This window comes from Rossellomorea aquimaris, assembly GCF_020172085.1.
Taxonomy (GTDB): Bacteria; Bacillota; Bacilli; order Bacillales; family Bacillaceae_B; genus Rossellomorea; species Rossellomorea aquimaris_E.
In genome coordinates this window covers 68651-84028 of the sequence record NZ_JAIVAT010000009.1, presented here as the reverse complement: position 1 = coordinate 84028, position 15378 = coordinate 68651, and the positions used below count along the sequence as shown (strand labels likewise).

General features: G+C 44.0%; 17 protein-coding genes. 11 read left to right on the top strand and 6 right to left on the bottom strand.

All coding sequences use genetic code 11. The features are described 5' to 3' along the window. The first annotated feature begins 158 nt into the window (after positions 1-158). The 5 genes from LCL96_RS20110 to LCL96_RS20090 are packed head-to-tail and all read left to right on the top strand — an operon-like array spanning position 159 to position 4215. Positions 159-674, top strand: coding sequence for a DM13 domain-containing protein (locus tag LCL96_RS20110; RefSeq protein WP_224944706.1), 516 nt, complete (start codon positions 159-161; stop codon positions 672-674). A gap of 13 nt (positions 675-687) precedes the next feature. After that, entirely contained in the window at positions 688-1392 is a 705-nt protein-coding gene (locus tag LCL96_RS20105; protein WP_224944704.1) for a response regulator transcription factor, read from the top strand. Further along, positions 1382-2416, top strand: coding sequence for a sensor histidine kinase (locus LCL96_RS20100; protein ID WP_224944703.1), 1035 nt, complete (start codon positions 1382-1384; stop codon positions 2414-2416). Before LCL96_RS20105 ends, LCL96_RS20100 begins: the two co-directional genes overlap by 11 nt. A 15-nt stretch (positions 2417-2431) precedes the next feature. Beyond that, a complete protein-coding gene (gene msrB, locus LCL96_RS20095) occupies positions 2432-3574 on the top strand; it encodes a peptide-methionine (R)-S-oxide reductase MsrB (protein WP_397550873.1) in 1143 nt (380 codons plus the stop codon). Further along, on the top strand, positions 3571-4215 hold the full coding sequence (locus LCL96_RS20090) for a Crp/Fnr family transcriptional regulator (protein ID WP_224944701.1): 645 nt from the start codon (positions 3571-3573) through the stop codon (positions 4213-4215). The genes msrB and LCL96_RS20090 overlap by 4 nt, the downstream gene beginning before the upstream one ends. Before the next feature lie 63 nt (positions 4216-4278). On the opposite strand, the gene LCL96_RS20085 is transcribed toward LCL96_RS20090, so the two are convergent. Together LCL96_RS20085 and LCL96_RS20080 are read right to left on the bottom strand one after the other, a co-directional pair. Then, positions 4279-4689 carry a VOC family protein gene (locus LCL96_RS20085; RefSeq protein WP_224945068.1) on the bottom strand — a complete coding sequence of 137 codons (411 nt, stop codon included), beginning with the start codon at positions 4687-4689 and terminating at the stop codon, positions 4279-4281. Between the two features lie 132 nt (positions 4690-4821). Continuing rightward, complete coding sequence (locus LCL96_RS20080) at positions 4822-5244, bottom strand: organic hydroperoxide resistance protein (RefSeq protein WP_224944699.1); 423 nt, start codon at positions 5242-5244, stop codon at positions 4822-4824. 174 nt (positions 5245-5418) lie between these two features. Between LCL96_RS20080 and LCL96_RS20075 the strand changes: the two genes are divergently transcribed. After that, positions 5419-5847 (top strand): MarR family winged helix-turn-helix transcriptional regulator, encoded by a 429-nt coding sequence (locus LCL96_RS20075; protein ID WP_224944698.1) that lies wholly within the window; start codon positions 5419-5421, stop codon positions 5845-5847. Positions 5848-5994: 147 nt separating this feature from the next. Here LCL96_RS20075 and LCL96_RS20070 read toward each other — a convergent pair whose 3' ends face one another. The 3 genes from LCL96_RS20070 to LCL96_RS20060 form a co-directional block, all read right to left on the bottom strand. Beyond that, positions 5995-6279 carry a hypothetical protein gene (locus LCL96_RS20070; RefSeq protein WP_224944697.1) on the bottom strand — a complete coding sequence of 95 codons (285 nt, stop codon included), beginning with the start codon at positions 6277-6279 and terminating at the stop codon, positions 5995-5997. Positions 6280-6363: 84 nt separating this feature from the next. Beyond that, complete coding sequence (locus tag LCL96_RS20065; protein ID WP_224944696.1) at positions 6364-6903, bottom strand: flavodoxin family protein; 540 nt, start codon at positions 6901-6903, stop codon at positions 6364-6366. Between the two features lie 14 nt (positions 6904-6917). After that, positions 6918-8186, bottom strand: coding sequence for an APC family permease (locus LCL96_RS20060; RefSeq protein ID WP_224944695.1), 1269 nt, complete (start codon positions 8184-8186; stop codon positions 6918-6920). 110 nt (positions 8187-8296) lie between these two features. Here LCL96_RS20060 and LCL96_RS20055 point away from each other — a divergent pair, with 110 nt between their 5' ends. Further along, complete coding sequence (locus LCL96_RS20055; RefSeq protein WP_224944694.1) at positions 8297-9172, top strand: LysR family transcriptional regulator; 876 nt, start codon at positions 8297-8299, stop codon at positions 9170-9172. A gap of 100 nt (positions 9173-9272) precedes the next feature. Next, positions 9273-10436, top strand: a complete 1164-nt coding sequence (locus LCL96_RS20050) for an iron-containing alcohol dehydrogenase (RefSeq protein ID WP_224944693.1) — start codon at positions 9273-9275, stop codon at positions 10434-10436. Positions 10437-10571: 135 nt separating this feature from the next. On the opposite strand, the gene LCL96_RS20045 is transcribed toward LCL96_RS20050, so the two are convergent. Beyond that, positions 10572-11027 carry a hypothetical protein gene (locus LCL96_RS20045; protein ID WP_224944692.1) on the bottom strand — a complete coding sequence of 152 codons (456 nt, stop codon included), beginning with the start codon at positions 11025-11027 and terminating at the stop codon, positions 10572-10574. Positions 11028-11119: 92 nt separating this feature from the next. On the opposite strand from LCL96_RS20045, the gene LCL96_RS20040 reads away from it, so the two are divergent. The 3 genes from LCL96_RS20040 (at position 11120) to LCL96_RS20030 (ending at position 15335) form a co-directional block, all read left to right on the top strand. Beyond that, positions 11120-12541: a DEAD/DEAH box helicase gene (locus LCL96_RS20040; protein WP_412103625.1), complete on the top strand. Its 1422-nt coding sequence runs from the start codon at positions 11120-11122 to the stop codon at positions 12539-12541. Between the two features lie 171 nt (positions 12542-12712). After that, a complete protein-coding gene (locus LCL96_RS20035; RefSeq protein ID WP_224944688.1) occupies positions 12713-14293 on the top strand; it encodes a long-chain-fatty-acid--CoA ligase in 1581 nt (526 codons plus the stop codon). A 184-nt stretch (positions 14294-14477) separates the two neighbouring features. Next, a complete protein-coding gene (locus LCL96_RS20030; RefSeq protein WP_224944686.1) occupies positions 14478-15335 on the top strand; it encodes a dimethylarginine dimethylaminohydrolase family protein in 858 nt (285 codons plus the stop codon). The last annotated feature ends 43 nt before the right edge of the window (positions 15336-15378 follow it).

Below are 15378 nucleotides of genomic sequence, written 5' to 3'. Positions count from 1 at the left end.
TCTCCTTTAGTTCAATATCTTTTACTATCTCAGATTCATTGGAACCTGTCCAAAATGAAGTCCGACGTACATTTAAGAAATAATTAAGGATTCCGTTAAGATTCCATAAGGTTTGTTTTTTATACTACAGTTAATCTGAAAAAGAAAGGATGATCGTATTGAAAAAATGGTTAATAGGAATTGTTGTAGCAGGAATGTTGGGAGTCGGCTGGTGGCTTGTTTCCCCCTTGTTCTTTGACAAGGTCGTAAATGAAGCACCCGAAACTTCAACAGCTTCTCATATGAAAGAAAACGAAGAGGATACTATGAAAGAAGCCGATTCATCTTCGCAAGACGCTATGACAAGCGATACAATGAAAGAAAGTGAACTCACGGGAATGTTTAAAGGGGCAGACTCCAATCACCATGCAAAAGGGAGCGTGATGGTTTCGGGAGAAAATGTCAGATTGGAAAATATTGATGTGACCAACGGACCGGATCTTTACGTTTACTTAGTAGAAGCAGATCAAGAAACAAAAGAGGGAGTTTCTCTTGGAGAGTTAAAAGGAAACATGGGCAATCAAAACTATGAAATCCCAAGTGGTGTAACGGCGGCTGAAGGAATGAAAATCGTGATTTGGTGTAAGCAATTCAATGTTGATTTTGGAAGTGCCGAATTAGGTACAGGGATGTAAAGGAGCGTTCAAAGTGGTCAAAAAAGTGCTGTTGGTAGACGATGAAGAAAATATTGTGGATGTATGTTCACGTTATCTTGTCCGGGAGGGCTTTGAGGTGAGTACCGCCTTTAACGGGAGAGAGGCGCTCGAAAAGTATCGATCGTTCCATCCGGACATTGTCGTCCTCGACATCATGATGCCCGAAATGGATGGCTGGCAGGCAGCAGAAAAAATAAGGGAGGACCATGATACACCGATCATCATGCTGACAGCACTTGGTCAAGAAAAAGATCGTATATATGGACTCACGATAGGGGCGGACGACTATGTCACGAAACCGTTCAGTCCCCGTGAGCTTTTACTTCGGGTTAAAAACGTATTGAGAAGGACTTATTCTGCGCCAACCGAAGAACAACAGAATGTTCTTAGGTGGAAAGGACTTCAAATTGACCGTAATAAACGTAAGGTGATTTCTAGAGGAAATGAAGTCGAAATGACAGTGAAAGAGTTTGAACTATTATCTTTACTGGCGCAGCATCCTGCGCAGGTATTCTCAAAATCACAGCTGATCGAGACATTATGGGGATATGAATATCTAGGGGATGCCAATACGATCAATGTGCATATTCGGAGACTGAGGGAAAAGATCGAGGATGATCCATCCGAGCCGAAATGGATCAAAACCGTGTGGGGAATCGGATATAAATTCGAGGGGGAGCATCATCATGAAGATTAGAACGCTCCTTATTTTGGCCAACACGATTTCTCTCGTAGTGATTCTGGTTTTTCTCACCATTTCATATGTCCAAATGTTTATCTCAACAGATATCATCATTCTTCTTTCGCTCATTACATTGGGCGCAGGGCTGCTATCATTTGCTGTGAATTTGATGATTACATCCCCTTTGTTAAAGTCTGTAAAGCAGATGAGCAGAGAAGCGGGGAAGATGGCGAACGGCGACTTTGATGTGAAGGTGACTGAAGCGGGACCGCAGGAAATCAAGGAACTCGCTGCTAACTTTAATCATATGTCTTCAAGGATCGAAGGGATGTTTGGTGAATTAAAGGAATCAGAGAAGTTCAAGAGTGAGCTCATTGCGAATGTATCCCATGATCTCAGGACACCCCTGTCTTCGATCCACTCCTTCGTTGCAGCTTTGAATGATGACATCATTGAAGATCCGGAGACAAGGCGACGCTATTATGAAACGATTCTTTCGGAAACGGAAAAATTAAGTCTGTTGATTGAAGAGGTATTGGAGTTTTCACAGCTGGAAAACAGAAAGCTGTCTTGGAAACCGTCCCCTACTCCTATCGATCAGCTATTGATTGATACCATTCAGCAGTTTGAACGCAAAATTGAGGAAAAGAATATAGAAGTGAAAGTTGAATACGATGAGGGCTTGCCCCTCGTTCCATTAATGCCTGTTCAAATTAAAAGAGTCATGACGAACCTTATCCAAAATGCTCTTTCCTTCTCACCTGACCATACAACCCTTGAAATTCATGCTGTGAAAAAAGGGGAACAGGTAGAGTTTTCTGTGAAGGACGAAGGAAGGGGAGTGGCCATTGAAGAGCAAGCTTCTATCTTTGAACGGTTCTACAGGGTAGAGAAATCCCGTAACAAAGCGGGAGGAGGATCAGGTCTTGGGCTTTCCATCAGCAAGGAAATCATCGAGCTTCACGATGGAGAAATAGGTGTGGAAAGTGATGGACGATCGGGCAGCACCTTCTGGTTTCGACTACCTTTAGTAAAATAGCAAGGAGGAGAGACGATGAAAAAAATAGTGATCGGAATTGGATTAGTAATCCTAGTCGGTCTAGGGGCATTCTTCGGACCGAAACTGTATGCCAGCATGACACAGAAATCCCTTGGAAGTGAGCCGGTGAAAACCAACATGATCGATGAAGACCATGAACTCGCCACTTTCGCAGGGGGATGCTTCTGGTGTATGGAGCCGCCCTTTGAAAAACTGGATGGCGTTTACTCAGTCATTTCAGGATACACGGGAGGCGAAGAAGAAAATCCGACATATGATGAAGTGTCCTCTAAACAGACGGGCCACGTGGAAGCTGTTCAAGTTGAATATGATCCCGATGTGATTACGTATGAGCAATTATTAATGATCTTCTGGAGACAGGTCGATCCAACGGATGCCGGCGGGCAATTCGTCGACCGGGGACCTCAATATGTGAGCGGGATTTATTATCATAACGAAGACCAAATGAAAGCGGCACAGCAGTCTAAGAAGGAATTGGCAGACTCAGGTCGATTTAAAGAAGAGATCGTAACAGAAATCAAACCTGCTAAAACTTTTTACAAAGCGGAAGAGTACCATCAGGATTACTATAAGAAAAATAAATTAAGCTATAAATTCTACAGAGCTAATTCAGGAAGGGATGATTTTCTGGATGAGGCTTGGGGAAAAGATCGGCATATCAAACTCGAAACCAGCTCTCTTTATCCTTCCTATACAGATGATGAATTAAAAGAAATGCTTACGGAACTTCAATACAAAGTCACTCAGGAAGAGGGGACTGAAGAAGCCTTCAAGAATAAATATTGGGATAACAAGGAAGAGGGGATCTATGTTGACGTCGTCTCAGGTGAACCTCTTTTCAGTTCGAAGGATAAATTCAAGAGTGGAACAGGATGGCCAAGTTTCACAAAACCCTTAGTTGAAGACAATATTATTGAAGTAGAGGACCGGACATTGTTCATGGTCCGTACGGAGGTCAGAAGTAAACACGCCGACTCCCACTTGGGTCATGTATTCGAAGATGGACCCAAGCCTACAGGATTGAGGTATTGTATGAATTCAGCAGCCCTCAGGTTCGTCCCGAAAGATGAATTGGAAGAGCAGGGATACGGTGAGTTTGTGTCCGAATTTGAAAGTAATGAGGAGGGGGCGTCATGAATTCAGCACCATTGAGGTCGACTTCCTTTATGGAAGATTTGCCAGGGAGGCTCGTAAACTACTCAAAAAAAGAAGTAATCTATCAGCCTTTTTCATTGAGTAAAAATCTTTATATGATTCAATCGGGAAAAGTAAAGCTCTATAAGAACAGTGAGGATGGGCGAAAAACCATTCTCATTGTTCTTGGAGAAGGTGAATTCTTCAGTAATATACCCCGCTTCAGTTTAGACGATGAGGGTGTATATGCTGAAGCGATCGATACGACAGTGCTCCGGGTGCTCACTCAAAAACAGGTGGAGCGCATAGGGGTCACTCATCACCCGACCTTGACTGAATTGTATTCTGCCCTCAATCAGCATATGAAACAGAGGAGTGTATTCCTTGAACGCATTATGTTTGCCCCCGTCAAAGAAAGAATTCTTCATCTCATGACCTTCCTAATGCCTCGTTTTGGAGAAATGAAAGGAAATTATATGAAAATCAATGTGCATCTGACCCATCAGGATATCGCAAGTTTCATTGGTTCAACAAGGGAAACCGTTACAAGCCTGACGAAAGAACTCATAACAGAAGGTACCATCCTTAAAATCGATAAGTATTATCATATTATGAAAGGGACGGATCTTGCCTTCGGTGTATGATAAGAGGTACTGGGATTTTAAGAAGGCTACTGCGGAAGATGGTAACGCAGTAGCCTATTCATCTTATTTTTTTGTGTAGTTAAGGTCCCAGGTGATGCCAAAAGGATCTTTTACCTTGGCATAGATTGCACCCCAGAAGGTATCTTGAAGCTCCATTACGGCGTTTCCTTTTTCCGTTAATCGTTTGTAATAAGTATTGATTTCCTCTTCACTCTCCAGTTCGAGGACAAGTGAAATATGATTGCCCGCAGTCGGGGCTTGGCCAGGAAAGCTGTCAGACATCATAAAGAAAAGCTCTCCTTTTTTAAATTGAGCGTGCATGATGTGATCTGAAATTTCAGGAGGACTCGGAAAATCCGCCTCGCCGAATGTCTGGATCCCCAGCACTTCCCCTTCGAATACTTCTTTGTAGTATTCCAATGCGTCTCTTGCCTGCCCATCAAAACTAAAATAAGGTGTAGCCTGATGTTTCATCATTTTCCACTCCAATACCCATGAATTTTAGTACTCTTTTATTATAGAACAAGAGAGTGATTAAAGACAAGAACAAATGTTCGATATATTTCAAAAAAAAAGGATGAGCCTTGAAAGACCCATCCATGATGATCAGATTAATTCAGTTTGTAATTCAACATCGATATTCCCATTTGTTGCTTTTGAATATGGGCAAACTCCATGGGCTTTCTCCACTAATTGCTTCGCTTCGTCAAGCTCAACACCGCTGACACCTACGACTAAAGCAACGCCTAACTTGAATCCGCCGTCCGTATCTTTACCGATGGACACCTCTGCGGTTACTTTGGATTCGATTTTTTTCCTTTCCTGACGTGCGACTAAATTAAGGGCGCTATCGAAACATGCGGCATACCCTGCTGCGAAAAGCTGCTCTGGATTCGTGGAGCCTTCAGCCCCGTTGCCACCAAGTGATTTTGGCATTGCAAGTCCTACATCCAAGACTCCGTCGCTGCTTGTTACTTTACCGGCACGTCCACCTGTTGCTGTTGCTTTTGCTGTATATAATGCTTCCATTTCGTTCACTCCTCTTGTTTTTTTGATTGTGCACAATTTAATATTACAAAACTAATGTTAAAGGATCAGGTTTTAATTGTCAACAATTAAGTTGTGTAAAATTAAATTTGATAACTGTTATTCTTTTTTGTATGATAATCACAATTAGTATGTTCAAGAAAGGAAACGACATGTATGAAAGATCCACTTTTATTAGAAAATCAAATCTGCTTTAAAATTTATACAGCAGAGAGGGAAATAACGAAGCTCTACCGGAGCCTACTGGAGGAAATCGGAGTCACTTATCCTCAATACTTGGCACTGCTTGTGTTATGGGAAGAAAAAATGATTTCCGTAAAGGAACTGGGGAGGAAGTTATTCCTGGATTCTGGTACCTTGACTCCTATGTTGAAGAGGATGGAAGCGCATGGTCTTGTGGAGCGTAAGCGTTCAATAGAAGATGAACGCAGCGTTGTCATTACTCTTACTGATAAAGGGGAAGCGTTGAAGGAAAAAGCGGAATGTGTCCCATCACGGTTATTGGAGCGTCTTGATATGGACGTCGATGAGGTGATACAGCTGGACAAGACGTTGACGACGATATTGGACAGATTACAGGGATAGGTTAATGAAAATGACAAACTGATTGTACAATGCTCATTCATGCTTGTTCTTTTGGTTGTATCTGATTCCATCATGGCAGCCGGATTCATTTGAATTCCGGCTTTTTTTCTTGCTAAAAGCTCTAATGATGTCAGAAAAACATCCTCATCAAGTCTCTTCCTTCTCCCCACGATAAGCCAGCACCGTAGTCTTCAAGGAAGCAAAATTCCCGATCGCCGCATATCCGTAAAAGAAGCCCATGAAAATACCTGAGATGAGATGCCCTCTATGGCTAATGAAGACAGAAATGAAAAGTCCGAGAATGACAGCGATATTGGGTACTAAAAAAGCAGGTGGTTTAAAGAAGGTTTTAATGAGTTGCGTCAGCAAAATGATTACGGGAATAGCAATGACGGCATCCCAAAAGTTTGTGTGAATGGTTGGGAATTCCATAAGCAGCCTCCAATAAAAGGTTTTATTCATACTATTTCCTTATCACGGTAATTTAACAAAAAAAAGATGACCCCTCATGAGGGATCATCCTTTAAATCGTTCATTCCACCGTTCAGCCTTCTCTAATGCCGCTTGATCGTTAACAATTTCACCTGGTTTGACTCCTGACCCAATCAAATAGTCCACGAATTCCATGTTCACGAATTGGAAAATATAATCAAATTGCTGTACAAGAGGAAGTCCTTTTATTTTGGCCGAGCTACCACCTGTGATGACGACATATGCTTTTTTCCTTGTAAGCTCTTCTTTTAAGTTGAAGCGCTCATCTCGTAAATACTGGCTCCAGCGGTCGAAGAAATTCTTCATCGGGCCGCTCATCCCATACCAGTAAAGGGGAGTGGCAAATAATAGAATGTCATGCTCCTCCATTAATCGGACAAGTTGTTCGTAGTCATCCTCGACGGGGAGAAAACCTCCTTCAGAATGGCGAAGGTCTTCAATCGGCTCGATATGCATATCGGCAAGAGAAACAATGGTGTGATCGGTGCCTTCCACAATTTTTTTTGCAAGATATTCAGAGTTTCCGTTTTTTCGCGTGCTTCCTAATAGGGCTAATACTTTCATTTTTCAACACTCCTCTATGAATTCAATGGTACCGTTTGCGTCGTTTTCTTCTTAGCATTCCATATGAAGACAATCAATACTACACTTACAGGGTAAAGCGCGACCCAGCCGAGAAACGGGAAGAATCCCAGTGTTAGAACGAGGGAGGCCATGGAGGCGATTCGTCCGATCTTATGATTCTTCAATAATTTCACGCCTGCTGCAGCACCACCGATATACGTAGCGAAATAGGTGGCATTCGGAAATGGCAGCAGCGTTTCAAAGGACAGCCATCGTAAGTGAACCGCCGTTAACAAGACGGCAAAGATGATTCCGATGAATAATAGTCCGCCGATTGGTGTTTTATAGTTAGAGTGTACCGTACCGAACCATCGGGGTGCCACCCTTTGCTGGGATAATGTATAAGCGATCCGTGAACCGGCACTTACATAAGCGTTGGCGCTTGCGATGGATATAAATAGTGCCGTAATGCTGACTCCAATCGCCCCTGGTTTTCCGAAAGAAAGCTGCACCATGTGACTGAGTGCAGTCTCAGCCATTCCTCCTGTGTAGCTACCAGTACCAACTACCATCACACCCAGCATGATGTATAGGACAGACACAATACCAGCACTCCAAAACACGCCTTTCAGAGCATCCTTACCGGGATCATTGAATTCCCCAGACATATGGGTGACGCTTTCCCATCCAATGAAGCACCAGAACAGGATTCCGATCGTCGGGACCGCTGCCCATATCCCGTTTGGTGCAAAGGGTGTGAAATGCTCGGTCTTCACATGGGGCAAACTTGAAAAGATTGCAAACAATAAGACAAATAAAATGAGGGAAATGACCAGTGTCTGAATGAATCCCATTGTTTTCACGCCGAAGAAATTGATCATTAAAACGGTGGCCAATATGGCTGCAGCTCCGAGAACCATCCCAGAGTGTCCCCAGCCGAAAAGCTGCCCTAAGTAAGAGCTACCTGTCAAAGCGATGATGGGTACCCCGGTTGGGACGGAGAGGAGGAACATCCACCCGATGACGGTACCGAAGGACTTGCCGAATGCTTCTGATACAAAATGGGACACTCCCCCCGAACTTGGATAAAAAGCAGAAAGCAGTCCCATCGTAAGGGCCAGGGGGACGGCGGCGAGGGAGATGACGATCCACGAGACGATGGATAAAGGACCGCTCATACTTGCGGCCACCCCGGGTAAAAATAATACCCCTGAACCGAGAACGGCTCCTATATATAAAGATATGATTTGTGGCAAACGTAGTGATTTTTGAAGCTGACTCATGATACCCCTCCAACGATTTTCATTCAGATTGGAGTATACCATTGCTGTAAGTATTGGAGTTATCTATAATTATCGATACAAACTATTGTAATTAATGATGGGAGAGACAAATGGATCTGAACTATTTTTATACCTTTAAAGAAGTAGCCAAGTGGGGGAGCTATACCAAGACCGGAGAGGAACTCGGCTATGCCCAGTCCAGTGTAACAACACAAATCAAGAAATTGGAAGAGCATTATCAGGTCAAATTATTCGAACGGATAGGTAGAAAAATGAGACTTACACAGTCAGGGGAGGAGCTCTACTATTATGTAGAGAAAATCCTATCCTTATTAGACGAGGCGGAAGAACGGATTTCGAATGAAAGTAATCTGAGGGGAACCTTGCGCATCGGTACAGTGGAATCACTTGCTGCTTATTTCATCACGCCATATATCAAGGATTTAAAAGAAAAGCATCCGGAATTAAAAATTTTGCTCGAGTCGGGACTTTGCCCGAACTTAAAAGAAGGGATCCTTGAGGGGAAGTTCGATATGGCCATCCTGCTTGACCGGTATACAGAACATCCGGATTTTACGACGATCCCCATCCGACAGGAAAAGTTGGTGATGATCGCTCCGCCAAGCCATCGTCTGCATTCCCTGAAGGAAATGAACTTGAAAGAGCTTGAATCCGAAACCCTCATTCTGACGGAGGAAGGCTGTTCGTACCGGGTCTTACTTGAGCAGTTGTTAAAAGAGGAGAATATACAGGCGAAATCGGTCATTTCTTTCAGTAGCCTGGAGGCCATCAAGCAATGTGTAGCAGATGATTTGGGCATTGCGATCATGCCAGAAATTGCTGTGAGGAAAGACATTGAATCTGGAAAGGTTGTCCAAATCCCTTTTGATCATAAAAAAATTCCGGTTTATACACAAATTGTTTATCAAAAGAAGAAATGGCTGACTCCACCCATTACACAGTTCATATCATCCCTAACGCCATGAGTATCAATATTTTTGATGATTAATATGAAAAACTATCAATATCTCCATGAGGTAAAGGAATGCTAAAATGGATTCACAATCTTACTATGAGGTGTTAAATATGAATACATTTTTACAATACAATCCGACAAAACTCTATTTTGGAAAAGATGAAGTGAAGCAATTGTCTTCCATTCTCGACAAGGATCTAAACGTACTTCTTGTCTATGGAGGTGGAAGCATCAAGCGAAATGGAGTTTACGATGATGTAACGGCCGAGTTAGAAAAAATGGGTGCAAAGGTATTTGAATTAAGTGGAGTGGAACCTAATCCGCGCCTGACCACCGTACGTAAAGGTGTAGATATTTGCAAAAAAGAAGGCATTGATTTCATTCTGGCAGTAGGTGGCGGAAGCGTGATCGATTGTACAAAAGCGATCTCAGCAGGTGCCAAATATGAAGGAGATGCATGGGAACTGATTACGGCTAAAGCTCCAATCAATGAGGCACTTCCTTTTGGAACGGTTCTGACACTTGCGGCAACGGGTTCTGAGATGAACTCTGTGTCCGTCATCACCAATTGGGAGACAAAAGACAAATTAGGCTGGGGTTCCCCTCATGTGTTCCCGAGGTTCTCAATCTTAGATCCTGCTTACACCTTTTCAGTACCACGTGATCAGACGATTTATGGGATTGTTGACAGCATGTCACATGCCCTTGAGCACTATTTCCATCGAACTGAAAACACACCGATGATTGACGGGTTCATTGAATCGCTTCTAAGGACGGCAATCGTAACAGGACCCCGTCTGCTTGAGGACTTGAATTCCTTCAAGCATAGAGAAACCATGATGTATATCAGTACAACCGCCTTCAACGGAACGCTTTCAAACGGAACGGATGGGGGAGATTGGGCCACACACAGAATCGAGCATGCAATCTCGGCTGTTTATGACATTCCCCATGGAGGCGGACTTGCCATTCTTTTCCCTAACTGGCTGGAGCATGTCCTTGAAGAGGATCCATCTAGAGTGAAACAGCTTGCGATCAATGTGTTCGGTATTTCGCCTGAAGGCAAGGAAGATATCGAAGTGGCTAGAGAGGGAGCGAAAGCACTTCGCGACTTCTGGAACTCACTGGGTGCGCCGAATACACTCGCTGATTATGACATTGACGATAGTCAGTTTGATGCCATTGTAGAGAAGACATTCATTAAACCAGGTGTCGGGACGTATAAAGAAATGGATCATGATAGTGTGAGAGATATATTGAATCGCTCGTTGTAAGTGATTCGAAATAAAAGGTATTCGGCTGGATTATTCATCATATCGGCCGGATTCCAACTCAAAACGGCTCTATTTCAAAACCAACCCCACACAAAAAAGGACGAATCGCCAAAACGATTCGTCCTTTTTACATGATCAGCGTCTCCGAAACCCTTCTTCACGCAAATACAAGGCTGCTTCATCATAGCCGCCGAAGCTGTCTTCCAAGTTGTCGCCGGCATATATATTCCATCGGTCATCCTCTTCGATCAATTGAAGAGAGTGCCCTTCAGCATCCTTCCATAACTCTTCTACCGGTGGAACAATATCTTCTTCTGTTGCCAGAAGGTCGATGGAAGCGCGAACGATCTCCCGAAGTTCATCACGAGTGAATTCCCTGATGTTCACAAGTCCTTTCGGATTCGCTTCAAATCCGGGATGACTACCTGTATAAACAAACCCATTTCCGTTTGGATGCAGGTGATACACGACAGTCGTTTTTTCATATAAACTGTCTTCAAAGTGGAAGTTCAGCCTGTTCAAAGAAACATCCTTCCGTGTAAGCTCAGGAAATTCTTCAATGACAGCTAATTTATCTTCAAATGTCAGCACTGTTATTCCTCATTTCATTTTACGATTTTCCCATTATAACATAGTGCCCTGTTTTCTAAAGGGGATTTAAATGTATAATGGGTATCAAAGAGGTGACCCCATTGAATGATTTTACTTCCTTAGGAATTCAACCTAAGTATGTCAATGCATTGAAAGAACAATCCATTATAGAACCAACGCCGATCCAGAGTGAAACCATCCCTGTCTTATTAAATGGTGAAGACGTGATCGGACAGGCACAAACGGGAACGGGAAAAACGATGGCGTTTCTCCTTCCCATGCTGGCCAAAATAGATCAGGAAAAAGATCAGATTCAGTCTCTTATCGTGACCCCTACGCGGGAGCTTGCGATTCAAGTAACCGCCGAGTTGAATCAAATTCTTGCTGCAACGGAAGAGGATATAAACGTATTAGCTGTGTACGGTGGCCAGGATGTTGAGAAACAGATTAAGCGGCTGAAGAATAAAGCGATTCATATCGTAATCGGTACACCAGGCCGACTCCTTGATCATATTCGCCGTGAAACGGTCGACTTTTCAAATGTATCGTTTCTTGTACTAGACGAAGCGGATCAGATGCTTCATATCGGATTCTTCGATGAAGTTGAGTCGATTATCCGCGAGACGCCGTTTACACGTCAGACCGCTCTGTTTTCAGCGACGATGTCCAAGGATATCCGCAAGATCGGTAAGCGATACATGAATCAGCCTCATAATGTACAAATTCGCGAAAAAGAAAAGATCGTACAGGAAATTCAGCAGGAAGTCGTTGAAACGACGGATCGTCAGAAACTGGATGCCCTTAGTCAGACAATTCACGACGTCCAGCCGTTCCTCGGTATCATTTTCTGCCGTACGAAGAGAAGGGTCAGTAAGCTCCTTGGAGATCTGAAAGCAAGAGGTTTTCTTGTCGATGAGCTCCACGGTGACCTGTCCCAGGCAAAACGGGAAAACGTGATGAAGAAATTCAGGGACGCGAAGCTGCAGCTTCTTATTGCAACGGACGTGGCTGCCCGGGGACTTGACGTCGAGGGGGTCACGCATGTGTTTAACTATGATATCCCCCAGGATGTGGAGAGCTACATCCACAGAATTGGACGCACGGGCCGAGCTGGGAAAGACGGGCTTGCCATTACCTTTGTCGCATTAAAGGATAAACAGGATCTGGACACTATTGAAAAGGGCATCGGCCGTTCATTGCCTCGTCGGGAGGTAGAAGTTGCTCCGACTAACGTGACTTCTCATGCCCCAAAGGGGTCCAACGAGAGTGCCAAAGATCGCCGTGAAAAGAAGATTCAAGCGAATAAAGACCGTAAAGCAAGAACCTCCAGGGGTGGCAGAGCACGGACGGATGAGACGAACGGTTCATCACGTTCCAGGAGATCCGGCTCACGTCGGAATGATGAATCAACGAGCTCTTCCCGCGGAAGCCGCAGAGGTTCCTCTGAAAGAAGTAACTCCGGGAATAAGAGAAATAGCGGAGGCAGATCCACTTCCAGTCGAAGAGGACGTTAATGTATAAGCATGATGACGATTTCGTCATCATGCTTGTTTTGTTGCCTTGAGATAAATGGCTTGTACGCTTAAAAATCAGAATATTCCCAAAAATAAACAAGAATCTGCTAGAATAAATCCTATACAGGTTTATCTCCCCGTCTTTATCAATCAGAAGGGATGGATGTACATATGCATGTACCATTAGTATTGACGGATTTTCTCGATCGGGCAGTGGAGTTATACGGGAACAAGGTTGCAATCATCGATGATGAAAAACATTTGACCTATCAGCAGCTGAATGACCGGGTCAATCAGCTTGCAAGGGGATTGAAACAATTAGGAGTAGAGAAAGGAGACAAAGTCGCGTACCTGGCTCCTAATACGACAGAGATGCTGGAAGGATTCTATGGGGTTTATTCGGTAGGTGGAATCATGACACCATTGAACACCAGGTTAAAGCCTTCCGATTATCTATTTATTCTGACCCATAGTGAGAGTAAGGCTTTGTTTGTCGATGAAGAACTCTATCCATTGGTTCAGCCGATTCTATCAGAGGTGCCTCATTTGAAGCATGTCGTGATTCACGGTAAAGCGAGGGACGGACATCCAGGCTATGAAGAATGGCGGGGCTCATTCAGCCGTGATGCTTTTTCTCGTGTTGAATTGGAAGAAACGGATATTGCGTCCCTCCTCTATACGAGCGGGACGACGGGAGATCCGAAGGGAGTTCTTCTCACCCACAGGTCCAATTACGTGCATGCTCTTTCCTCCATGCACCATTTACGGGTATCGGATCAGGATACGCTTCTTCACGTCCTGCCCATGTTCCATGTGAATGGGTGGGGATCACCTTTCTATTATACGGCGAATGGAGCGACCCAGGTGATGCTTCGAAAAGTGGATCCGGCAGTGATTCTGGACAAAGTGGAGAAACATGGCGTTACCGTCATGCACATGGCGCCGACCGTTCTCAATATGCTTCTGGAAACGTATCCTGACAGGGAGCGTTCCATCGGACAGGATGTGAGGGTGGTCATTGCCGGTTCTGCACCTCCGCCGGCATTTGTACGAAAAGTGGAAGAAGATCTGCAGTGGGAATTCATCCAGGTATACGGGATGACAGAAATTTCACCCCTTATCACGACTTCAATCCTAAGGTCATCTGAAAAAGACCTTCCTAAGGAAGAAAGATACCGATTGAAGGCGAAAGCAGGATACAGCATGATCGGAAGCAAGGTGAAGGTGGTAAACGAACTGGGAGAAGAAGTGGCTCATAACGGCAAAGAGATTGGAGAAATCGTGACCAGGACGAATACGGTGATGGAAGGGTACTACAAAAATCCTGAAGCCACAAACCGAACGATCCGTGAAGGGTGGCTTCATACCGGGGATATGGCGACGGTTGACGAAGATGGTTATATTGAAATTGTCGACCGGATGAAAGATGTGATCATCAGCGGAGGAGAAAATATTTCATCGATTGAAGTAGAAGGAGCCCTTTACGAGCATGACAGTGTTCTGGAAGCAGCCGTCGTGGCTATTCCTCATGAACGGTGGGGGGAAGTTCCCCATGCGGTGGTCGTCCTCCGGGAAGGGCACAATGTGACGGTACAAGATCTCATCGAGTTTTCCAGAGAAAAATTGGCCCACTTCAAGGCACCGAAGGATATTACTTTTGTAAAAGAGTTACCTAAAACCGCATCCGGGAAAATTCAAAAGGTCGTGATCAGAAAAGAATTCTGGAAGGATCATGACCGGATGGTGCATTAATGAAAAAAGGCGTGCAGCAGCATGCCTTTTTCTATTGGGGTAGACAAACGCCCTTATTTCACCAAACCTGTATGCTCGTCGTCTCTGTTTAGGCTTCTGGAGCATAACTTATAAAAAGATTGTTTTATCATCATAATAACAGGGAAAAGCAGTGTTTAAGAGTAGACAAATGGAGGGCGTAAAGATGAGTTTAAATTCCCCGTTGGTTCCAAATTCCAAAACGTATTGTGCCAATGAGTATGGAAAATTGAAAAAAGTGGTGGTGGTCTCACCTGAGAATATGCAAATCAATGAAATCATCAATGAGACTCAGAAGCATTTTTTAAAAGACAATATTAATATAGATAAAGCAGTTCAACAACATGAGACATTTGTAGACACGCTAGAGAAAAATGGTTCGGAGGTCATTCATCTTCAGCCATCGCCAGAATTCAATGAACAAGTCTTCACGAGAGACATTGGTTTCACGATTCATGATCAATTTTTCGTCTCATCGATGAACACCGATGTAAGGCGCGGAGAAGTGGATACGCTAAAGAAATGGCTGAACGCAAATGACATACCTTATCACGAACTCCTCCATTCCATTGAAGGAGGAGACGTACTCGTTGATGAAGAGAATATCTGGATCGGAGTGAGCGGACGGACGAATCAACTGGCTATCCAATCTCTGCGAAATCAACTCCCGCAATACACCGTTCATGAAGTGCCGTTAAGGGAAGATATCCTCCATTTGGATTGTGTCTTTACCATTATTTCGAGTGACTGGGCACTCATCTATCCACCGGCATTTTCAAAAGAGGATCTAAAGACCATCAAGGAGCATTATCATACCATCACGGTGACAGATAGTGAACAATTTCAAATGGGACCGAATGTGTTAGCGATCGGTGATGGGAAAATCATCAGTCTCATCCAGAACAAAGCTTTAAACGAGCGGATCGAAGCAACGGGGTTCCAGGTGATCGAACTGGATTTATCGGAAATTATTAAGTCGGGTGGCTCATTCCGCTGCTGTACGCTTCCCCTCATAAGAGAATGACGTTTGAAAAAACAGGTAACTTTACGCCTGTTTTTTTCAATTT

Coding starts and splice junctions, on each gene's coding strand:
- LCL96_RS20100 (WP_224944703.1), top strand. CDS start 1,382: ATGAAGATTAGAACGCTCCTTATTTTGGCCAACACGATTTCTCTCGTA.
- msrB (WP_397550873.1), top strand. CDS start 2,432: ATGAAAAAAATAGTGATCGGAATTGGATTAGTAATCCTAGTCGGTCTA.
- LCL96_RS20090 (WP_224944701.1), top strand. CDS start 3,571: ATGAATTCAGCACCATTGAGGTCGACTTCCTTTATGGAAGATTTGCCA.
- LCL96_RS20085 (WP_224945068.1), bottom strand. CDS start 4,689: ATGAAACATCAGGCTACACCTTATTTTAGTTTTGATGGGCAGGCAAGA.
- LCL96_RS20080 (WP_224944699.1), bottom strand. CDS start 5,244: ATGGAAGCATTATATACAGCAAAAGCAACAGCAACAGGTGGACGTGCC.
- LCL96_RS20075 (WP_224944698.1), top strand. CDS start 5,419: ATGAAAGATCCACTTTTATTAGAAAATCAAATCTGCTTTAAAATTTAT.
- LCL96_RS20070 (WP_224944697.1), bottom strand. CDS start 6,279: ATGGAATTCCCAACCATTCACACAAACTTTTGGGATGCCGTCATTGCT.
- LCL96_RS20065 (WP_224944696.1), bottom strand. CDS start 6,903: ATGAAAGTATTAGCCCTATTAGGAAGCACGCGAAAAAACGGAAACTCT.
- LCL96_RS20060 (WP_224944695.1), bottom strand. CDS start 8,186: ATGAGTCAGCTTCAAAAATCACTACGTTTGCCACAAATCATATCTTTA.
- LCL96_RS20055 (WP_224944694.1), top strand. CDS start 8,297: ATGGATCTGAACTATTTTTATACCTTTAAAGAAGTAGCCAAGTGGGGG.
- LCL96_RS20050 (WP_224944693.1), top strand. CDS start 9,273: ATGAATACATTTTTACAATACAATCCGACAAAACTCTATTTTGGAAAA.
- LCL96_RS20035 (WP_224944688.1), top strand. CDS start 12,713: ATGCATGTACCATTAGTATTGACGGATTTTCTCGATCGGGCAGTGGAG.
- LCL96_RS20030 (WP_224944686.1), top strand. CDS start 14,478: ATGAGTTTAAATTCCCCGTTGGTTCCAAATTCCAAAACGTATTGTGCC.